Origin of the sequence: Streptacidiphilus cavernicola, assembly GCF_042510955.1 — a bacterium.
Classification (GTDB): Bacteria; Actinomycetota; Actinomycetes; order Streptomycetales; family Streptomycetaceae; genus Streptacidiphilus; species Streptacidiphilus cavernicola.
This window is the reverse complement of record NZ_JBHFAB010000020.1, coordinates 80,075-100,530: the sequence shown is the minus strand read 5'-3', so window position 1 is coordinate 100,530 and position 20,456 is coordinate 80,075. Positions and strand designations below refer to the sequence as shown.

Below are 20,456 nucleotides of genomic sequence, written 5' to 3'. Positions count from 1 at the left end.
CGTAGTCGTTTCCCAGCTGGTCAGTGTGTTCACGGCGCACCCGGCGGCACGAACGGCAGCCCGTCCGGCACCCCGCCCTCGATCAGCCGCCACAGCGCGGCGGTGTCGGCGTGCGTTTCGATCAGATCCCCGAGCAGGTCCAACTGCCGCTCCCGGGCCGCGGAGAAGCTGACGCCCGGGGCCGGGGTGAAGTCCCGCCCGGCGACGGCGGCGACCTCGCCGAGGAAGGCCCGCCGGAAGCCGTCGTTCTCCAGCGCGCCGTGCCAGGTGGTGCCCCAGACCGCCCCCACCCGGCAGCCGTCGAGGAAGGTCTCCCCGCCCTCGACGGAGGCCACCCCGTGGTGGATCTCATACCCGTGCACGGTCTCCCCGTAGGCCGAACCCACCGGGCGGGCCAGGGTCTTGGCGGCGGCGAACTCCACCCGGACCGGCAGCAGCCCGAGCCCGGCGACCGTCCCGGCCCCGGACTCGACCGTGTCGGTGATGCTCCGCGCCAGCATCTGGTAGCCGCCGCAGACGCCCAGCACCGGCCGTCCCCCGGCCGCCCGCCGGGCCAGCGCGGTGTCGAGCCCGCGTTCGCGCAGCCAGGCCAGGTCGGCGACGGTGGCCCTGGTCCCCGGCAGCAGCACCAGGTCGGCGTCCGCCAGCTCCTCCGGACGGGTCGCCCAGCGCACCAGCACACCGGGCTCGGCGGCCAGCGCGTCGATGTCGGTGAAGTTGGACAGCCGGGGCAGCCGGACCACCGACACCCGCAGCACCTCGCGTCCGGCCGCCGCCTCGTCCGGCGCCCGGTCCAGCAGCCCGGCCAGGCCGAGCGAGTCCTCGGCGTCCAGCCACAGCCCCGGCAGCATCGGCAGCACCCCCAGCGACGGACGGCGGGTCAGCTGCTCCAGCATGTCCAGGCCCGGCTTGAGCAGCCGGACGTCGCCGCGGAACTTGTTGACGATCCAGCCGGCCAGGTGCCGCTGGTCCTCGGCGGACAGCAGCGCCAGCGTCCCGTACATGGCGGCGAAGACGCCGCCGCGGTCGATGTCGCCGACCACCACCACCGGCAGGTCGGCGGCGACGGCCAGGCCCATGTTGGCGAGGTCCCGGTCGCGCAGGTTGATCTCGGCGGGGGAGCCCGCGCCCTCGCAGACCACCACGTCGTAGCGGCTGCGCAGGTCGGCCAGGCAGTCCAGGGCGATCCGGAGCAGCGCGGGCTTGCGCTCGCGGTAGTCCAGCGCGCCCACCTCGGCGACCGCCCGGCCCAGCACCACCACCTGGCTGCGGCCGTCCCCGCCGGGCTTGAGCAGCACCGGGTTCATCGCCGCCTCGGGCTCCACCCCGGCGGCGGCGGCCTGCATCGCCTGGGCCCGGCCGATCTCCGCGCCGTCGGCGGTGACGAAGGAGTTCAGCGACATGTTCTGCGCCTTGAACGGCGCGACCGAGACCCCCTGCCGGGCCAGCCAGCGGCAGATCCCGGCGGTGACCACGCTCTTCCCGGCGTCCGAGGTGGTTCCGGCGACCAGCAGCGAGCCCCTCATCGGCGTCCCCTCCGCAGCAGCGCCGCGGCGGCGGTGACACCGACCGCCAGCAGCCCGACCCGGCGGGACAGCACGCAGGCGCGCTCGATGTCGCCGACCGCCACCGGCCGCAACTCCGGTCCCAGCAGCGGCCGGTGCTCGACCCGGCGGCCGTAGGCCAGGGTCCCGCCGAGGCGGACGCCCAGCGCCCCGGCGAAGGCAGCCTCGGCCTGCCCGGCGTTGGGGCTCGGGTGCGCGGAGGCGTCACGCCGCCAGACCCGCCAGGCGGTGCCGCCGCCGCCCGCGCCGCGGCCCCCGCCGCCCCGCCGCCCCCCGGCGGCGGTGGCGGCGGTCAGCAGCGCGGTGAGCCGGGCGCCGGGCCAGCCGGCCGCGTCGTCCAGCCGGGCCGAGGCCCAGCCGAAGCGGAGGTGCCGCGGCGAGCGGTGGCCGACCATGGCGTCCAGGGTGTTCACCGCGCGGAACGCCAGCAGCCCCGGCACGCCCGCGACCGCGCCCCAGACCAGCGCGTTCACCACCGCGTCCGCGGTGTTCTCGGCCACCGACTCGACCACCGCACGGGCGACCTGCTGCCCGGTCAGCTCCCGCGGGTCGCGCCCGCACAGGTACGGCAGCCGGTCCCGGGCCGCGGCCAGGTCCCCGGCCTCCAGCGCGGCGCCGATCGTCCGTGCCTCACGGACCAGCGAGGCGCCGCCGAGCACGGTCCAGGTCGCGGCGGCGGTCAGTAGCACCCGCCCGGCGGCGGAGCGCCGCACGGCCCGGTCGGCCGCGTACCCGGCCGCGCCGGCCGTCCCCGCGCAGAGCGCGGTGAACAGCGCCCCGGCGTCCCTGCGGTCGCGCCAGAGCCGCCGTTCCGCGGCTGCCGCGGCGCGTCCGAAGCCGGCCACCGGGTGGCCGCGCCGGGGGTCGCCGAAGGCGGCGTCGGCGGCGTAGCCGAGAGCCAGGCCGAGTGAGGTCGCCGCGCTCGCGCGCACGGCGGTCAGCGGGGCGGTCGCGCGGGGACGGGGGCGGCGCCGGAGCATGGTGGCGGCAGGGCAGCGCGCATGGCGTGGATGTCCTCACTCAGGGTCCGCGCCCTGGATCGACGAACCGGGGGCGAGAGTCTCCTGGCTTCCGGATCGACGCGCTCCCGGGCCTTCCCGCGGCGACGGCACCCGGTTTCCCGGGCACCGTCGACAGCCGTGGCCGTGGTTCGAGAGCGCTCCCCGGTGACAGTGGCGGGACCGCGCCGGACTTGGGGTCTCCCCCGCACCGGACTTCCTCTCCATGCCTCCGTTTGGCCTTGTGATCCCACCACGCCGCCGGTCCGAGCGTCAACACGGCCGGGACCGGCCGGAACACCCTCAGGCCGCGGTGTCCTCGCTCCGCGGGAACACCGCCGGGAGCGCCGACGGCAGGGCGGGCAGGGCGGGCGGCGCCGCGGCCGGCGGCAACTGCTGCGGGGCGCGGACGATCCGCAGCAGTTCCACCGGAGCGTGGTCCTGGACCACGCGGTCGGCCGGACTGGTCGGCGGGCGCAGGATCCGGTCCTCGAACCAGGACATGCCGAGCAGTACGCAGAGGCCGAGTGGAGCGGTGATCAGGCACAGAAGGACAGGCATGGGCACCCCAATGAGTTGAGTGCTGCGTCTTCCGATATCCGACTTCCCCCGGCTTCCAGGGTGGGTCAGAGTCGGTCGATCCGCATCTCGGAGTGTCCGGAGCCGACTGCGGAGCGTCAGTGCCGCCCGGAGACCAGGTCAGCGGCCCTGGCGATGGGCGAGGTGGCGGCCCGGCCGCCGCGCTCCTGCCGGTCGGCGGCGTGGTAGGCCGCGTACATGCCGTGCACGCCGATCCAGCGCAGCGGCTCGGGCTCCCAGGCGCGGACCCGGTGGCCGACCCAGGGCAGCCGGGTCAGGCCGGTGTCCGCGCCGCCGCTCCCGCCACCACTCTCGCCCAACTCACGGAGCACCAGGTCGCGCAGGGTGCGTCCGGCCAGGTTGGTGGTGGTGACCCCGCTGCCGACGTAGCCGCCGGCCAGGCCGAGGCCGGTGGCCCGGTCCAGGTCCACGGTCGAGCACCAGTCCCTGGGCACCCCGAGCACTCCGGACCAGGCGTGGTCGATCCTGGCCTCGGCCGCGCCCGGGAAGAAGTCCACCAGGATCGCGCGCAGCTGGTCCACGGTCCGCTGGGCCGTGGTCCCGTCGCTGTCCGTCCGCGAGCCGAAGCGGTACGGGACGCCGCGTCCGCCCAGCGCGATCCGGTCGTCCGCGGTGCGCTGCGCGTACATGTAGGCGTGCGCCATGTCGCCCAGCACCTCCCGTCCGGACCAGCCCGCCGCGTCCCAGAACGCGGCCGGGAGCGGCTCGGTGACCACCATCGAGGAGTTCATCGGCAGCCAGGACCGCTTCTCGCCGCGCAGCGCCGCGGTGAAGCCCTCGGTGGCCCGCAGCACGAACCGGGCCGACACCGTGCCGCGGTCGGTCACCGCCCTGGCCGGGGCGCCCGGTCCGCCGTCCTTCCCGGGCCGTCCGGGCAGGACGGCGGTGACGGTGGTGCCCTCGTGGACGGTCACGCCCATCGCCTCGACCACCCGGGCCAGGCCCCGGGCCAGCTTGGCGGGCTGGATCCGGGCCCCGTGCGGGGTCCAACTGCCGCCCAGCGCCCCGGCCACGTCGATCCGTTCGGCCGCCTCGGCGGCGCTCAGCAGGACCTGGTCGGTCTCGCCGAAGGAGTGCTCCTGCTCCACGTAGGCCTTGAGCCGCCGCACCTGCGCGGGCGTCCTGGCGACCTCCATCACCCCGCCCCTGGCGATGTCGGCCTCGATGCCCTCGGCCGCGCAGACGGCGATCACCTCGTCCACCGAGGCGTCCATCGCCCGCTGCATCGCGATCGCGCCGGGCCTGCCGTATTTCCGGGCGAACACCCCGCGCCCGGCGAAGCCGTTGTAGAGCCAGCCGCCGTTCCGCCCGGACGCGCCGTAGCCGCAGAACCGCTGTTCGAGGACGGTGACGCGGAGGCCCGGGACGGCCTTCTTCAGGTAGTAGGCGGTCCACAGGCCGGTGTAGCCGCCGCCCACCACGCAGACGTCGGCCTCGGCCGAACCGTCCAGCGCGGGCCGCGGCTCCGGGAGACCGATGGCGGAGTACCAGAACGAGACACTGCCGTTGGCAGTGGCGGTGGTGCCCACGGGGGGACCTGCTTCCGAGCCGGGAATGGTGCCTGGCACGCTACCCACGCCCCGGACCAGCGGCAATGAACACCCTGTCAGGTGTGTCGCGGCGAGTCGGACACTCCGTCGGATGGACGCGCACCACTGGCGGACCGAGGCCCGCGGCCGTGGGATGGAGCGGAACGGGCAGGTGCGTGCCGAGGCGGCGACGGTGGGGAGCGACATGCGTTGGGGACGAGCAGCGACGGTGACCGCCCTCGGAGCCGGTTCGGCCGCGCTCGGGGCGGCGGCCGCGGCCCTGGTCGCCGGACGGGTCGCCTCGGACTTCGCGGTCCGTCCGCGCGGCCCGGCCCCGGCGGCGGCGGGCGGCCTCAAGGTGCACGCCGTGGGCGGCGGACGGGTCGAGCTGACCCGCTCCTGGGAGTCCCAGCGCCCCGGCCGCTACGCGCTGGAGTGGGACGGCGGGCGGGCGGCCGTCGGCGAGGTGGTCGGCGGGACGTCGCAGACCGTGGTCCGCGCACTGGAGCCGGTCGCGGCGGTGGGCGCGGGGCGGCTCGCCGTGGGCGACACGGTCCGGATCACCCCGCTGCTGTTCGACGGCGACCCGCGGACCGCGCTGGGCCTCGAGTTCGACGAGTTCGACATCCAGGGCGACCTCGGCCCGATGCCGGCCTGGTTCCTGCCCGGCGCCCGCGACCTGTGCCTGATCGCGGTGCACGGCATCGGCGCGGACCGGGGCCAGGTGCTGCCGCTGCTCCCGCTGTTCGACCGGCTCAGGGTGCCGGTGCTGGCGGTGACCTACCGCAACGACCGGGGCGCGCCGCGCTCCCCGGATGGCCTGGGCCGGCTCGGCGCCGGGGAGTGGCCCGACGTCGACGCCGCGATCCGGTTCGCGGGGGAGAACGGCGCCCGCCGGATCGTGCTGTTCGGCTGGTCGGTCGGCGCGACCATGGCGCTGCAGGCCGCCGTCCGCTCGGCCTCCCGGGCGGCGGTGTGCGGCCTGGTGCTGGACTCGCCGGTGCTGGACTGGCGCGGCACCGTGCGCCGGCAGGCCACCCGGCGCGGGGTCCCGGCCCCGCTGGCCGAGTTGGGCGTGCGCGCCGCGGCCGGCCGGGTCGAGGTCGACCCGCACGTCTACGACCGGATCGGGCTCGGCGAGGGCCTGACCGCGCCGGTGCTGCTGCTGCACAGCGCCGACGACACGGTGTCCCCGGTCGGCCACGCCCGCCAGCTGGCCGCCCGCCGGGAGGACCTGGTGCTGTACGAGGAGTTCCGGGACGCCGAGCACGCCGCGCTGTGGAACACCGACCAGGACCGCTACGAGCGGACCCTGAGCCGGTTCCTCACCCCTCTCCTGTGACCCATCCGTCACCATTCCGGGACCGGTGAGGGGCCGCCGCGCCTGAGGATGTGACAAGTGCCCCAATGACGGGGAAGACTGCACGGCGTGACGTCCCGGAATTCGCGTGACCGTACTGGCCGATCCGAGATTTCTGGCCGACCCGACCTCGTCGGCGCCGGCCAACCCGGCTCCGACGGCCGACCGCAGGGTGCGCCCGCGAGGGTCACCCGGCTGCCCTCCGCCGCCCGCCCGCAGCCCCGTGCCGCCGCGCCGGGCACTCCCCAGCGGGCCGGCGCGCAGGCCCGCCGCACGCCCCCCGCGGGGCTGCCGGGGCCCGCCCAGCTCTCCCCGCTCGCCCGGCGGCTGCTCGCCGACGCGGTGCGGATCGCCCGCTGGGCCGGCGAACTCCCCAATGTCGACCGCCGCGGCGACCTGCTCGAAGGCGACGCCGTCGACGCCGGGCGCGCGCTGGCGATGACCCGTGACGCCACCAACGCCGCCTGGGAGCGGGCCCGGCTCACCGGCCTGGTCGAACTCCGCGGCAGCGGCGCGGGCCCCGGTTGGCGGCTGCACGCCTGGGAGCACGACGACGAGGCGGTGCTGCGCGGCTGGGCGGCGCTGTTCGACGCCTGGACGCTGCTGGTCCCGGTCCCGGACCGGGCGCTGACCTCGCTGGCCGGGCTCGCCGTCGACCACGCCCCGCAACTCCTGTCCTTCCTGCACCTGGTGGACGGCCCGGTGCCGCTGACCGAACTGCTGGAACTGCTCCGCCGCGGCCTGGAGGAGCAGTGGCACGGGGGAGTGCACCCCGCCCTCGGCGCCCCGGTCCCGCACGCCGCCTGGGCGGTCTCCGCGGTCCGCGGCGACAGCGCGCTGGCGCTCACGCTGACCCCCGGCACCGCCGAGGTGGCCGGGGTGCTGGACTGGATGCTGGAGGGCTTCGCCGCCGTCGGCGCCCTGGTCCGCCGCGACGTCGGCCCGGAGCAGGACGTCTGCGCCGACCTCACCCCGCTCGGCCACTGGGCGGTGCGGGCCAAGCTGGAGGAGATCTGCACGGTCGCGCAGACCGCGGCCGGCCACATCGAGCAGTCTGCGCTGGAACTGCTCACCGCCTGCGCCCGCTACTCCCCGGGCCCGGCCCGCGCCGAGTACCGGGCCTGGCTGGCCGCCCGGCAGGCCGAGAGCGCCGTCGCCGACCTGCTCGCGGTCGCCCGCGGCGAGGACGCGCTGCTGCGCGGCCTGGCCTTCGAGGCGCTGCGGGTGGCCGGTCACCCGGCCGAGCCCGCCGTCCGCGACTGCACCGAGGAGCCGATGCTGCGCCCGTACGCGCTGCTGTGGCTGGCCGAGCAGAACGACGAGGGGGTGCTGCCCTCGGACGTCCTCGGCCGGGACGACGCCGCCTGGCTCTGGGTCGACACCGGCGCGGCGGTGCTCGAACACGGCGACACCGCGATGCTGGTCCGGCACGTCCAGGGCGCGGCGGACGGCGACCCCAACCGCCTCTTCGCGCTGGCCCGCCGGATCGGCCACCCCCGGGCCGGCCAGGTCCTCGCCGCGGTGGCCTCGGCCCACCCCGACCCCGGCGTGGCCCGCGCCGCCCGCCGCAGCGCCTTCAGCGTCCACGAGGGCGGTCGCTGACACCTGCGGCGACCTGACCGGCACCGGACCGCCGCCGACCGCCCGCTGCGGTTACCGTGGGACGGAGCATGACAGGTCGGCAGGGAGGGGCGCGGTATGGCGGCGGGGGAGCACCGGCGGATCGACACCGTCGCGGACGCGGTCGAGGACGAGCGGATCCAGGCGTTCGGGGTGGTGCTGACGGCGGTCAGCCGGCTGGAACGGCTGCTCGGGTCGGTGATGGAGCACGAGAGCGGGCTCAGCCACCCGATGTTCGAGGTGCTGCTGCTGCTCGCGGCCAAACCGGACGGCGCGCCGATGGGCGACCTGTCCCGGCGGCTGGTGCTGACCAGCGGCGGGGCGACCCGGCTGATCGACCGGATGATCGAGGCGGGCCTGGTCTGCCGGGACCGCTCGGCCGAGGACAGGCGGGTGCACGTGGTGACGCTGACCGGGGCGGGCTCGGCCAAGCTGGTCGAGGCCGCCCGGCGGCACGCCGACGAGCTGGACCGCCATGTCTTCGGCGTGCTGCGGCCGGAGCGCGCCGCGGCGGTGGTGTCCGGGCTGGACGAGCTCGGCGCCCACGCCCTGGAGGCACTGCCGCCGCTGGGCTGAGCCGTCGGGGCGGTTGAGCCGCCCAGGGCCTCAGCCGCCGCGGACGGCGGCCGGCTGGGGCAGCGACGCGGCGGCCTTGACCCGGCGCAGCACCGGGGTGGTCTCCAGCTGCCGGACGGCGTCCAGCGCCGCGATCCGGGTGGTCAGGTAGGTGTACAGGGACGGGATGTCCGGGCAGATCACCACCGCGTGCAGATTGCTGGGCCCGGTCGTGGCGCAGACGAAGGCGACCTCCGGGTGCTCGGCGATGGCCCGGCCGGTCTCGGCCAGCTGGCCCGGGGAGACCGACAGCCACAGCAGCACCGCGTTGTCCAGGCCGAAGATCCGCCGGCCGAAGTTGACGTCGAAGTAGAGCACCCCCTTGGCCTGCAGCTCGTTCATCCGCCGCCGGACCGAGCTCTGCGAGCGTCCGCTCGCGTCGGCGAGTTCGGCGAGGCCGGTCCTGCCGTCCCGTTCCAGCAGCGCCAGCATCCGGTGGTCGGCCTCGTCCAGCTCGACCGCGACCGCCTCGGTCACCATCGGCGGCGGCGGGTCCGGCAGCAGCAGCGCGGCCTGCTCGGGGGTCAGCGTGTCGGTCTTGTTGACCAGGCTCAGCGCGCCGCCGAAGTAGATGTGCAGGACGCAGTAGGCGGTCACCGCGACCACGCTGGGGGTCCGCGGCAGCCGTTGCAGCAGCAGGCTGTTGCCGTTCTGGCCGCTCTCGGCCCGGGTCATGCAGTTGATCTCGGTGCCGCCGGAGCTGAGGCTGACCCAGGAGGTGTCGTCCCGCCGGGCCAGCGCCTCGGCGACCGACGCGGCGGCGTCCGGGGTGCACTGCACCCGGATGATCCACTGGGTCTCGCCCAGCGCGGCCGGGCTGGTCAGCCCCAGCACCCGCAGCGCGCCCTCGCCGCGCATCCTGGCGTAGTGGCGGGCGACGGTCTGGTCGGAGACGCCGAGGGCCTCGCCGATCCGGCTGAACGGAGCCCGCCCGTCCAGTTGCAGGGCATGCACCAGCTGTCGGTCGACGGTGTCGTACACGCGGGATTTCACCACTCCAGGGTACGAGATGTCGGATCGCGTCGGATTCACCGCCCCGGCTGCGTGGATTCCGCCCCCGCACGGCAGGATCAACCGCATGAACACCGCGCCAGACACCTCGTCTCCGACACCGGACCGCCCCAGGGGCAAATGGATTCCGCTGACCGCCATCTGCCTCGGCACCTTCATGCTGCTGGTGGACGTCAGCATCGTGAACGTGGCCCTCCCGCAGATGGCCTCCGACCTGCACTCCTCGTTCACCTCCCTGCAGTGGGTGGTGGACATGTACGCGCTGGTGCTGGCCGCCCTGCTGATGGTGGTGGGCGCGCTGGGCGACCGGCTCGGCCACCGCAAGCTGTACCTGTTCGGCCTGGTCGTCTTCGCCCTCGCCTCGCTGGCCTGCGGCCTCGCCCCCAACGCCGGGACGCTGATAGCCGCCCGCGCCGCGCAGGGCGTCGGCGGCGCGGCCATGCTGACCTCCACCACCTCGCTGCTGAACGCCGCCTACCAGGGCCGCGACCGCGGCACCGCGTTCGGGATCTGGGGCGCCGTCAGCGGCGGCGCCGCGGCGGTCGGACCGGTCCTCGGCGGGCTGCTGACCGACGAGATCAACTGGCGTGCCATCTTCTTCGTCAACCTGCCGATCGCGGCGGCCGCCCTCTACATGACCGTGCGTCACCTCAAGGACGACCGGGGCCGCCCCACCGGCCGGCTGGACTACGCCGGTGCGGTCACCTTCACTGTCTTCTCCGGCGCGCTGGTCTACGGCCTGATCGAGAGCGCGGACAAGGGCTGGGGCAGCTCCACCGTGCTCGGCTCGCTCGCGCTCGCCGTGGTCGCGCTGCTGGCCTTCGCCCTGGTCGAGCTGCGCAGCGGCAACCCGCTGCTGGACCTGGGGCTGCTCCGCAACCGCAGCTTCGTCGGGCTGACCGCGGCGGCGCTGCTGCTGAACGCCGCCGCGTTCGCCCACCTCACCTACACCTCGATCTGGCTGCAGTCGGTGCTGGCGCTCAGCCCGATCCAGGCCGGGCTGGTCTGCTGCCCGCTGGCGCTGGCCGCGTTCGTGGTGGCCGGAAACAGCGCTCGGCTGTTCGGCAGGGCGGCTCCGCAGATCCCGATCGGGCTGGGCCTGATCCTGATCGGCGCGGGCGTGCTGCTGATGACGCTGGTCTCGGCCGGCTCCTCGTGGACCGCGGTGCTGCCCGGCCTGATCGTCAGCGGCGTGGGCGTCGGGATGGCGACCCCGATCATGATGTCGGCGGCCCTGGCCACGGTCCCGCGCGAGCGGGTCGGCATGGCCAGCGGTGTGGTCAACACCGGTCGCCAGCTCGGCTACGCGCTGGGGATCGCGGTGCTCGGGACGGTGTTCGCCAACCGGATCCAGGACTACGTCACGGTGAACGGCCACCTGGCCGACCCGCACGGGGCCGCGTCGGCGCTGAGCGGGGGCCGGGCCCAGGCGGTGCTGGCGTCCGTCCCGGCCGACAAGGCGGCGGCGGTGCACCAGCTGGTGCACGCCTCCTTCGCGGCCGGGCTCGACCGGGTCTACCTGATCGCGGGCGGCACCGGGATCGTGGCCGGGCTGATCGTCCTCGCCCTGGTCCGCAGGGGCGAGCCGGCCTCGTGGGAGCGGGCGGCCCCGGCCGAGCCCGTAGTCACGGCGGAGGCGTCCCCGGCCCACTGAGGGTGCCCCTCCCGGGGCGGGAAGGCCCGCCCCGGCCCCCCGGCACCCGGGCACGCCGAAGGCCCCTGGTGACCTGCTCAGCAGGTCACCAGGGGCCTTCGGGCAAACGACCACGAGCCGGCCCGCGGGGCGTCAGCCGGTGCGGGACTCCGCGCGGCGGGCGCGGACGTCGCCGACCTTGCGGCGCAGCACCATCAGCGGGGCCATCAGCGCCAGCGTCACCTGCAGCGTCGCGCCGACCTTGAGCAGCGCCGCGCCGCCGGGGACCCCGGTCGCCCAGGCCGCCAGGCAGCCCATGCTGACCACGATCCAGCACAGCGTCGCGGTGGCCAGCGCGCCGTGCGGCTTGGGGTACTCGACCCGGCTGACCATGAGCGCGGCGACGGCGACGATGCCGATCACGGCGGGCACGAACGGCGGGTTGAGCAGCACGATCGAGATCACCGTGAGCGCGCCCATCGGGCAGGGCATCCCCTGGAACACGCCCGGACGCATCGTGGTGCAGGAGAAGCGCGCCAGCCGCAGCACCACCGCGAGCAGCACCATGATCGCGATTCCGGCCGCCACCTGCTGGTGGCCCCCGTCCGCGACCATGCCCCAGACCACGACGAAGTACGCCGGGGCGATGCCGAAGCTGATCAGGTCGGCGAGGTTGTCCAGCTCGGCGCCCAGCGCGGAGGAGCGCAGCTTGCGCGCCACCAGGCCGTCGAACAGGTCGAACATCGAGCCGATCAGCAGCAGCGTGACCGCGGTCGCCGCGCTGCGCCGGTCGCCGCTGGTGGCGACGCCGGTGAGGTGCGGGATCAGCACGCCGGTGGTGGTGCAGTAGATCGCCAGGAAGCCGCAGACCGCGTTGCCCAGGGTGAACATGTCCGCGGTGGACAGGTGCTGCGGGGTGCGCGGGGTGAACAGCTCGCGGTCGCGGGCCCAGCGGAGCCTGCGGGCGCTGCCGTCGCCGTCCTCGTCGGTGTCCTGCACGGTCTCGGGATCAGTCACGGTCAAGACGAGTCACCCCAGCCGTGGTCTTCTGCCCGACCTCGACGCCGGGCTCCACGCCCGCGGGGAGGTAGGTGTCGACCCTCGAACCGAAGCGGATCAGGCCGATCCGCTCGCCCTGCTCGACCTTGGCGCCCTCGGGCAGGTACGGAATGATGCGGCGCGCGACGGCCCCGGCGATCTGGACCATCTCGATGTCGCCGAGCTCGGTGTCGAAGTGCCAGACCACGCGCTCGTTGCGGTCGCTGTCCTTGTTGAAGGCCGGCACGAAGCCGCCGGCCACGTGCTCCACCGAGGTCACCGTGCCGGCCAGCGGGGCGCGGTTGACGTGCACGTTCAGCGGGCTCATGAAGACCGCGACCCGGGTGCGGCCGTCCGGCCAGGCGTCGATGCTCTGCACCACGCCGTCGGCGGGGGAGATCACCCGCGCCTCGGTGACGGTCCGCTCGGGGTCGCGGAAGAACCACAGCATTCCCGCGCTCAGCGCCGTGGCGGGAACCGCCGCGAGGGCCCACCTGCCGCTGCGCCGGGTGAGGGCGGAGCAGGCGGCGGCGGTGAGCACCGTGGGAACGAGCCAGGGCGAGGCGCCGCGTGCCAGCGTGACACGGGGACGGCTCGCAGATCGTTGGGACGGACTGAGGGGCATCGAAGACCTTTGTCGCGGGGGCCCGGGAACGGTTGACGCCGAGGGTACCGGCGTAGGTGACCGCGCGAGGGGGTGCCGCGTGATCGAGGGGTTCGGGGACGTAACTGTCCAAGGGGGATGCTATCGGCAGCGGGCGCCCACAAGGCAACCTCCGAGTAGGTGGGAGTGCACCCACGTCCGTGCCCCTTATGTACGAACGTAGAGCCGGAGACCCCCGCCGGCCAAGGGTTTCGGCGTAACGGTGACGACTCTCTCAGGGGTGGTCAGAGGCGTGCGGGCGGCCCGCGCGGCGGCTGCGGGGGCGGGTGGCGCGGGAAAGGGGCGGGTTTTGGAGCACGCTGCCCCCCGGTCCGCCGGGGGAATGCGAAAAACGGCCGAAACCCGTAGCTTCGGCCGAATCCCGCCCGCCCCGCCCGCTCACTCGCCCAGGCGGTAGTCCTCCAGCAGCCGGCGGCCGATGATCATCTTTTGGATCTCCGCGGTGCCCTCGCCGATCAGCAGCATCGGGGCCTCCCGGTAGAGCCGCTCGATCTCGTACTCCTTGGAGAAGCCGTAGCCGCCGTGGATCCGGAACGAGTCCTCGACGACCTCCTTGCAGAACTCCGAGGCGAGGTATTTGGCCATGCCCGCCTCCAGGTCGTTGCGCTCGCCGGAGTCCTTCTTCCGGGCGGCCATCACCATCATCTGGTGCGCCGCCTCGACCTTGGTCGCCATCTCCGACAGCTTGAACTGGATCGCCTGGTGCTCGGCGATCTTCTTGCCGAAGGTGCTGCGCTGCTGGGCGTAGCGGATGCCCAGCTCGAAGGCCCGCTGGGCGACCCCGCAGCCGCGGGCGGCCACGTTCACCCGGCCCACCTCGACCCCGTCCATCATCTGGTAGAAACCGCGCCCGCTGTCCCCGCCGAGCACCATGTCCGCCGGGATCCGGACGTCCTCCAGGACCAGTTCGGTGGTGTCGACGCCCTTGTAGCCCATCTTCTCGATCTTGCCGGGGACGGTCAGCCCCGGCACGGTCGCGTTGGGGCCGAAGCCGGGGGTCTTCTCGATCAGGAAGGTGGTCATGTTCTTGTACGGGGAGCTGCCGCCCTCGTCGGTCTTGCACAGCACCGCGACCAGGGTGGACGTGCCGCCGTTGGTCAGCCACATCTTCTGCCCGTTGATGACGTAGTCGTCGCCGTCCCTGACCGCCTTGGTGCGGATCGCCGACACGTCCGAGCCGAGGCCCGGCTCCGACATCGAGAACGCGCCGCGGACCTCGCCGGTGGCCATCCGCGGCAGGAAGTGGTCCTTCTGCGCCTGGGTGCCGTGCTGGGCGATCATGTAGGCGACGATGAAGTGGGTGTTGACGATGCCGGACACCGACATCCAGCCACGGGCGATCTCCTCCACCACCAGCGCGTAGGTGAGCAGGGACTCGCCGAGGCCGCCGTACTCCTCCGGGATCATGAGCCCGAACAGGCCCATCTCCTTCATCCCCTCGACGATGGCGGCGGGGTACTCGTCCCGGTGCTCCAGTTCGGTGGCGACCGGGATGATCTCCTTGTCGACGAAGGCGCGAACCGTGCTGAGGATGTCCTGCTGGATCTCGGTGAGGCCGTCGGTCTGAGCGAGGCGTCCCATGACGTGCTCCTGGGGGAGGGAGAAGGGGCCCCGCGGGTCGTGGCAGTGAACCCGCGGGGCACCCGGCTGGTGGGGGAGTTACGAGAGCGGCTCGGGACGGCCGGGCTGCTCCCCGCCGCGCTCCTTGATGTACGTCGCGGTCGGCACCATCACCTTGCGCCGGAACACGCAGACGACGGTGCCGTCCTGCTTGTAGCCCTTGGTCTCGACGTGGACGATGCCCCGGTCCGCCTTGGACTTCGACGGCGTCTTGTCCAGCACCACGGTCTCGCCGTAGATGGTGTCGCCGTGGAAGGTCGGCGCGATGTGCCGCAGCGACTCGACCTCCAGGTTGGCGATGGCCTTGCCCGAGACGTCCGGCACCGACATGCCCAGCAGCAGCGAGTAGACGTAGTTGCCGACCACGACGTTCTTTCCGAAGTCGGTGGTCTTCCCGGCGTAGTTGCCGTCCAGGTGCAGCGGGTGGTGGTTCATGGTGAGCAGGCAGAAGAGGTGGTCGTCGTACTCGGTGACGGTCTTTCCGGGCCAGTGCTTGTAGACCGCGCCGACCTCGAACTCCTCGAAGGTGCGTCCGAACTGCATGGTGGTCAGGCCTCCGTGCTTCTCAGGGATTAGGGGTGTTCGAACTTGGAGGTGCGCTGCATGCCCGCCGCGCGTCCCTTGCCTGCGATGACCAGCGCCATCTTCCGGCTGGCCTCGTCGATCATCTCGTCGCCGAGCATCGCCGAGCCCTTCTTGCCGCCGGCCTCCGAGGTGCACCAGTCGTAGGCGTCCAGGATCAGCTCGGCGTGGTCGTAGTCCTCCTGCGAGGGCGAGAAGACCTCGTTGGCGGCGTCGACCTGGCCGGGGTGCAGCACCCACTTGCCGTCGAAGCCCAGCGCCGCCGAGCGCCCGGCGACCTCGCGGTAGCCGTCCACGTTGCGGATCTGCAGGTACGGGCCGTCGATCGCCTGCAGGTCGTGCATCCGGGCGGCCATCAGGATGCGCATCAGGATGTAGTGGTACGCGTCCGCGCCGTAGCCGGGCGGCTGCTCGCCGACGACCAGGGTCTTCATGTTGATGGACGCCATGAAGTCGGCCGGGCCGAAGACGACGGTCTCCATCCGCGGCGAGGCGCCCGCGATGGCGTCCACGTTGACCAGGCCCTTGGCGTTCTCGATCTGCGCCTCGATGCCGATCTTCCCGACCTCGAAGCCCATGGTCTTCTCGATCTGGGTCAGCAGCAGGTCCAGCGCGACGATCTGCTGGGCGTCCTGGACCTTGGGCAGCATGATGCAGTCCAGGTTCTGGCCCGCGCCCTCGACCACGGTGACCACGTCACGGTAGGTCCAGTGGGTGGTCCAGTCGTTGACCCGGACCACCCGGGTCTTCCCGCTCCAGTCGCCCTGGTTCAGCGCGTCCACGATGGTGTGCCGGGCGCCCTCCTTGGCGAGCGGCGCGCAGGCGTCCTCCAGGTCCAGGAACACCTGGTCGGCGGGGAGGCCCTGGGCCTTCTCCAGGAAGCGCGGGTTGCTGCCGGGCACGGCCAGGCAGGAGCGGCGGGGGCGGAGGCGGTTGACTGTCATTTAGCGGAGGGTCTCTTCCTTGAGGGCGGACATGGGGGCCAGTCCGTGGGCACGACGGATCTCGTCGACGATACGGCCGATGATGTGGGTGATACCGAAGTCCTTCGGGGTGAACACGGCGGCGACGCCCTGCGCCAGCAGCTCCTGCTCGTCCGCCGACGGGATGATCCCGCCGACGATCACCGGGACGTCCTCCACCCCGGCCCGGCGCAGCCGCCGCAGCACGTCAGGGACCAGCTCGGCATGAGCGCCGGAGAGGATCGACAGGCCGACGCAGTGCACGTCCTCGGCCACGGCGGCCGAGGTGATCTGTTCCGGCGTCAGCCGGATGCCCTGGTAGACCACTTCGAACCCGGCGTCGCGGGCCCGTACCGCGATCTGCTCGGCGCCGTTGGAGTGGCCGTCCAGGCCCGGCTTGCCGACCAGCAGCCGCAGCCGGCCCGCGCCGATGTCCTCGGCGGTGGCCCGCACCGCCTCGCGGACGGCGAGCAGCTCCGCGCCGCTCTCGCCCTCCAGGGCGCCGGTGATCGGCGCGCCGCCGACCCCGGTGGGGGCGCGGTACTCGCCGAACACGTCGCGCAGCGCGAAGGACCACTCCCCGGTGGTGACCCCGGCCCGGACGCAGTCCAGGGTCGGCGGCATCAGGTTGGCCCCGGTCGCGGCCTGCCGCTTCAGCTCGGCGAGGGCCGCCTGCGCGGCCTCCTCGTCCCGCTGCTCGCGCCAGCCGGCGAAGGCCTCGACCACCGCGCGCTCCGAGTCCGGGTCCACCTGCATGATCGCGGTGTCCAGGTCGGCGGTGAGCGGGCTGGGCTCGGTGGTCTCGAAGCAGTTGACGCCGACCACCTTGTCCTGGCCGGACTCGATCCTGGCCCGGCGCTCGGCGTGCGAGCCGACCAGCGCGGCCTTGAGGTAGCCGGTCTCCACGGCGGGGGTGACCCCGCCCATGCCGAGCACCTTCTCGATCTCCGCCTCGGCCCCGGACACCAGCTCCTGGACCTTGGCCTCGACCACATGGCTGCCGTCGAACAGGTCGCCGTACTCCAGCAGGTCCGACTCGTAGGCCAGCACCTGCTGGATCCGCAGCGACCACTGCTGGTCCCAGGGCCGGGGCAGGCCCAGCGCCTCGTTCCAGGCCGGGAGCTGGACGGCACGGGCCCGCGCGTCCTTGGACAGCGTCACCGCCAGCATCTCCAGCACGATCCGCTGGACGTTGTTCTCCGGCTGCGCCTCGGTCAGCCCCAGCGAGTTGACCTGGACCCCGTACCGGAAGCGGCGCTGCTTGGCGTCCGTGATGCCGTAGCGCTCGCGGGTGACGGCGTCCCAGATCCGGCCGAAGGCGCGGAGCTTGCACATCTCCTCGACGAAGCGGACGCCCGCGTTGACGAAGAAGGAGATCCGGGCCACCACCTCGCCCATCTGCTCCGGCGCGACCTGCCCGCTGTCGCGGACCGCGTCCAGCACCGCGATGGCGGTGCACATCGCGAACGCCAGCTCCTGGACCGGGGTGGCCCCGGCCTCCTGGAGGTGGTAGCTGCAGATGTTGATCGGGTTCCACTTGGGGATGTTCGCCACGGTGTAGGCGATCATGTCGGTGGTGAGCCGGATGCTGGGCCCCGGCGGGAAGACATGCGTCCCGCGGGACAGGTACTCCTTGATGATGTCGTTCTGGGTGGTGCCGGTGAGCTTGGCGATGTCCGCGCCCTGCTCCTCCGCGACGACCTGGTACATCGCCAGCAGCCACATGGCCGTGGCGTTGATGGTCATGGAGGTGTTGGTGCGCTCCAGCGGGATGCCGTCGAACAGCGCCCGCATGTCGCCGAGGTGGCCGACCGGGACGCCGACCCGGCCGACCTCGCCCTTGGCCAGCACGTGGTCGGGGTCGTAGCCGGTCTGCGTCGGCAGGTCGAAGGCGACCGAGAGGCCGGTCTGACCCTTCGCCAGGTTCTTCCGGTAGAGCGCGTTGGAGGCGGACGCGGACGAGTGTCCGGCGTACGTCCGCATCAGCCAGGGGCGGTCCCGCTCAGCCATGGTTCTCACTCACCCCGGAAGCGGTTGATGGCCGGCAGGTGCTTGGCCCGCAGCTCGGGGTCGCGGACGCCCATGCCCTCCTGCGGGGCCAGGCAGAGCACGCCGACCTTGCCCTGGTGCTTGTTGTGGTGCACGTCCAGCGCGGCCTGGCCGGTGTCCTCCAGCCGGTAGGTCTTCGACAGCGTCGGGTGGATCTTCCCCTTGGCGATCAGCCGGTTGGCCTCCCAGGCCTCGCGGTAGTTGGCGAAGTGCGAGCCGACGATCCGCTTCAGCGACATCCACAGGTAGCGGTTGTCGTACTGGTGCATGAAGCCGCTGGTGGACGCGCAGGTGACGATGGTGCCGCCCTTGCGGGTGACGTACACGCTGGCGCCGAAGGTCTCCCGGCCCGGGTGCTCGAAGACGATGTCCACGTCCTCACCGCCGGTCAGTTCCCGGATCCTGCCGCCCAGTCGCTTCCACTCGCGCGGGTCCTGGTTGTGCTCGTCCTTCCAGAACTTGTACCCCTCGGCGCTGCGGTCGATGATCGCCTCGGCGCCCATCGCCCGGCAGATGTCCGCCTTGGCGTCGTTGGAGACCACGCAGATCGGCGTCGCGCCGCCGGCCAGCGCGTACTGGGTGGCGTACGAGCCCAGGCCGCCGCTGGCGCCCCAGATCAGGACGTTGTCCCCCTGCTTCATCCCGGCGCCGTTGCGGGAGACCAGCTGCCGGTAGGCGGTGGAGTTCACCAGGCCCGGCGAGGCGGCCTCCTCCCAGGTGAGGTGGGCCGGCTTGGGCATCAGCTGGTTGGACTTCACCAGTGCGAGCTCGGCCAGGCCGCCGAAGTTGGTCTCGAAGCCCCAGATCCGCTGCTCCGGGTCCATCATCGTGTCGTTGTGGCCGTCCGGGGACTCCAGCTCCACGCTCAGGCAGTGCGCGACGACCTCGTCGCCCGGCTTCCAGGCGTGCACGCCGGGGCCGGTCCGCAGCACCACCCCGGCCAGGTCGGAGCCGAGGACGTGGTACGGCAGGTCGTGCCGGGCGCTCTCGGGCGAGAGCCGGCCGTAGCGCTCCAGGAAGCCGAAGGTGGAGACCGGCTCGAACAGCGAGCTCCACACGGTGTTGTAGTTGACCGAGCTGGCCATCACCGCGACCAGGGCCTCGCCAGGGCCGAGTTCCGGCACGGCGACGTCGTCCAGGTGCAGGGACTTGCGCGGGTCCTTGTCGCGGCTTTCCTGCCCCGCGAACATCTGCTCCTCGTCCTTGTGGAGCGTGACCGCCCGGTAGGACTCGGGGACGTCGAGCGCGGCGAAATCGGCCGGGCTCGCGTCGCCGCTGGTGATCGCTTCGAGGATTTCCTTCATGGCTGCCTCCGACGGCTTCCCCGCTGAGGGGTACGGGGACGTCTGATGGGGGGCACCGGGAACGGACACCGGTGATGGACGGGAGTTTTGTGGTGGAGTGCGGGCTGGCTGTCTCAGTCCTACAGCGCTCGCGCAGGGGTGTCGCGCGACCCTGGGCATGGCGCGCCGGGATGGGGAGCCGCGGCGCCGCGACCAGTGGGTAACAACGTACTGGCACGCGGTGCCAGTCGTAAAGACACTGCGTGCCATGATTTTCTCCAGGGGACACGTGAGCGTCATCACGTCGCAACATCTACCCCGAGAAAACCGCAGGCCCATCCCGACGCGCCGGGATGGGCCTGTTAATTGTTCTCTGACCTGCGTAAATGACCTTACGTGGCGCCCAGTGCCAGCTTGATGCTCTGCAGCACCTCGTCCAGCGGGGCGTCGGTGCGGGCCACGGTGATCAGCACCTCGCCGGAGGGAGTGGCGCTCACCGCGCTCTCCACGGCGCTGCCCAGGGTCTCCGCCGAGCCGTTGATGGCACTGCGTGCCACATTCGGTGTCAGCGTGGGCGGCCGTCCCTGCTCCTGCCCTTGGGCCTGCTCCTGGGCCTGGGAGGCGCCGGCCCAGAAGGTCCGCCGGATCACCTCGAACGCGTGGTCGAGCTGCGGCTCCACTTCGCCGTTGCCGCCCGAGCGCAGCCAGCGCCGCAGCACGTGGTTGTGCGCCGCGACCACGGCCGCCGCGGACACCTCGGAGAGCATCGCGTCGTCGCCGACGCCGCGCTCCCAGCCGCCCGCGCTCTGCCCCGCGGTGTCGAACCGGCCCAGCAGGTAGCGGGTGAACAGCCGCTCGTAGCGGGCCACCACCGCGATCTCGCGCTCGCGCAGCGTCGGCACCTGCCGGATCAGCCGGTAGCGGGCCACCGAGACGCCGGGGGTGGCCGCGTACATCCGCAGCACCTCCTTGATGCCCCGGCAGACCACGTCCAACGGGTGCTCGGCCGGATCCGCCCCGGCCAGCAGGTCGGCCACCCGGATCAGGGTGTCGTCGTGGTCCGGGAAGATCGCCTCCTCCTTGGACCGGAAGTAGCGGAAGAAGGTGCGCCTGGCCACGCCCGCGGCGGCGGCGATCTGATCGACCGTCGTCTCCTCGTAGCCCTGGTTGGCGAACAGCTCCATCGCCGCCGCGGCCAGGTCCTGGCGCATCTGCTGGCGCTGCGCCGTCACCTTCCGCGGACCCGGGCCCGCCGGTTCGGCCGGTGCCGCTGCTGTGGCCTGTGTTTCTGCCCCGCTCATGGGCCGAACGCTACACGCAGCCGGGG

Annotated in this window: 17 protein-coding genes and 1 riboswitch; of the genes, 4 read left to right on the top strand and 13 right to left on the bottom strand. The window is 73.1% G+C overall.

The annotated features are described in order from the left end of the window. Positions 1 to 29: 29 nt before the first annotated feature. The 4 genes from ACEZDE_RS24460 to ACEZDE_RS24445 all read right to left on the bottom strand — a co-directional run bounded on the left by ACEZDE_RS24460 (position 30) and on the right by ACEZDE_RS24445 (position 4,692). Complete coding sequence (locus ACEZDE_RS24460; RefSeq protein WP_380539652.1) at positions 30 to 1,526, bottom strand: cobyric acid synthase; 1,497 nt, start codon at positions 1,524 to 1,526, stop codon at positions 30 to 32. Continuing rightward, positions 1,523 to 2,497, bottom strand: a complete 975-nt coding sequence (locus ACEZDE_RS24455) for a cobalamin biosynthesis protein (protein ID WP_380539649.1) — start codon at positions 2,495 to 2,497, stop codon at positions 1,523 to 1,525. The genes ACEZDE_RS24460 and ACEZDE_RS24455 overlap by 4 nt, the downstream gene beginning before the upstream one ends. A 103-nt stretch (positions 2,498 to 2,600) precedes the next feature. Next, positions 2,601 to 2,812: riboswitch (cobalamin riboswitch) on the bottom strand. 54 nt (positions 2,813 to 2,866) lie between these two features. Then, positions 2,867 to 3,124 carry a hypothetical protein gene (locus ACEZDE_RS24450; RefSeq protein ID WP_380539646.1) on the bottom strand — a complete coding sequence of 86 codons (258 nt, stop codon included), beginning with the start codon at positions 3,122 to 3,124 and terminating at the stop codon, positions 2,867 to 2,869. Positions 3,125 to 3,240: 116 nt separating this feature from the next. Next, positions 3,241 to 4,692: an NAD(P)/FAD-dependent oxidoreductase gene (locus tag ACEZDE_RS24445; RefSeq protein ID WP_380539643.1), complete on the bottom strand. Its 1,452-nt coding sequence runs from the start codon at positions 4,690 to 4,692 to the stop codon at positions 3,241 to 3,243. A gap of 205 nt (positions 4,693 to 4,897) precedes the next feature. Here ACEZDE_RS24445 and ACEZDE_RS24440 point away from each other — a divergent pair, with 205 nt between their 5' ends. From ACEZDE_RS24440 to ACEZDE_RS24430, 3 genes are all read left to right on the top strand, one after another. Continuing rightward, complete coding sequence (locus tag ACEZDE_RS24440; protein ID WP_380539786.1) at positions 4,898 to 6,034, top strand: alpha/beta hydrolase; 1,137 nt, start codon at positions 4,898 to 4,900, stop codon at positions 6,032 to 6,034. Positions 6,035 to 6,121: 87 nt separating this feature from the next. Further along, entirely contained in the window at positions 6,122 to 7,654 is a 1,533-nt protein-coding gene (locus ACEZDE_RS24435; RefSeq protein WP_380539640.1) for a hypothetical protein, read from the top strand. A gap of 96 nt (positions 7,655 to 7,750) precedes the next feature. Then, positions 7,751 to 8,248 carry a MarR family winged helix-turn-helix transcriptional regulator gene (locus ACEZDE_RS24430; protein ID WP_380539638.1) on the top strand — a complete coding sequence of 166 codons (498 nt, stop codon included), beginning with the start codon at positions 7,751 to 7,753 and terminating at the stop codon, positions 8,246 to 8,248. A gap of 30 nt (positions 8,249 to 8,278) precedes the next feature. On the opposite strand, the gene ACEZDE_RS24425 is transcribed toward ACEZDE_RS24430, so the two are convergent. Beyond that, positions 8,279 to 9,280 (bottom strand): Lrp/AsnC family transcriptional regulator, encoded by a 1,002-nt coding sequence (locus ACEZDE_RS24425; RefSeq protein ID WP_380539635.1) that lies wholly within the window; start codon positions 9,278 to 9,280, stop codon positions 8,279 to 8,281. Between the two features lie 85 nt (positions 9,281 to 9,365). Here ACEZDE_RS24425 and ACEZDE_RS24420 point away from each other — a divergent pair, with 85 nt between their 5' ends. Continuing rightward, positions 9,366 to 10,952 (top strand): MFS transporter, encoded by a 1,587-nt coding sequence (locus ACEZDE_RS24420; protein WP_380539632.1) that lies wholly within the window; start codon positions 9,366 to 9,368, stop codon positions 10,950 to 10,952. Positions 10,953 to 11,084: 132 nt separating this feature from the next. Here ACEZDE_RS24420 and ACEZDE_RS24415 read toward each other — a convergent pair whose 3' ends face one another. The 8 genes from ACEZDE_RS24415 to ACEZDE_RS24380 form a co-directional block, all read right to left on the bottom strand. Then, positions 11,085 to 11,954, bottom strand: a complete 870-nt coding sequence (locus ACEZDE_RS24415) for a CDP-alcohol phosphatidyltransferase family protein (RefSeq protein WP_380539629.1) — start codon at positions 11,952 to 11,954, stop codon at positions 11,085 to 11,087. Next, positions 11,941 to 12,594, bottom strand: coding sequence for a phosphatidylserine decarboxylase (locus ACEZDE_RS24410; protein ID WP_380539626.1), 654 nt, complete (start codon positions 12,592 to 12,594; stop codon positions 11,941 to 11,943). Before ACEZDE_RS24410 ends, ACEZDE_RS24415 begins: the two co-directional genes overlap by 14 nt. A gap of 417 nt (positions 12,595 to 13,011) precedes the next feature. Further along, positions 13,012 to 14,214: an acyl-CoA dehydrogenase family protein gene (locus ACEZDE_RS24405; RefSeq protein WP_380539623.1), complete on the bottom strand. Its 1,203-nt coding sequence runs from the start codon at positions 14,212 to 14,214 to the stop codon at positions 13,012 to 13,014. Positions 14,215 to 14,292: 78 nt separating this feature from the next. Further along, positions 14,293 to 14,796, bottom strand: a complete 504-nt coding sequence (locus ACEZDE_RS24400) for a MaoC family dehydratase (RefSeq protein WP_380539620.1) — start codon at positions 14,794 to 14,796, stop codon at positions 14,293 to 14,295. A gap of 29 nt (positions 14,797 to 14,825) precedes the next feature. Then, positions 14,826 to 15,779 (bottom strand): HpcH/HpaI aldolase/citrate lyase family protein, encoded by a 954-nt coding sequence (locus ACEZDE_RS24395; protein WP_380539617.1) that lies wholly within the window; start codon positions 15,777 to 15,779, stop codon positions 14,826 to 14,828. Continuing rightward, a complete protein-coding gene (locus ACEZDE_RS24390; RefSeq protein ID WP_380539614.1) occupies positions 15,780 to 17,807 on the bottom strand; it encodes a protein meaA in 2,028 nt (675 codons plus the stop codon). Between the two features lie 5 nt (positions 17,808 to 17,812). Continuing rightward, positions 17,813 to 19,150, bottom strand: coding sequence for a crotonyl-CoA carboxylase/reductase (gene ccrA, locus ACEZDE_RS24385; protein ID WP_380539611.1), 1,338 nt, complete (start codon positions 19,148 to 19,150; stop codon positions 17,813 to 17,815). A 371-nt stretch (positions 19,151 to 19,521) separates the two neighbouring features. Next, positions 19,522 to 20,430 carry a TetR family transcriptional regulator gene (locus ACEZDE_RS24380; protein WP_380539608.1) on the bottom strand — a complete coding sequence of 303 codons (909 nt, stop codon included), beginning with the start codon at positions 20,428 to 20,430 and terminating at the stop codon, positions 19,522 to 19,524. Between the last annotated feature and the right edge of the window lie 26 nt (positions 20,431 to 20,456).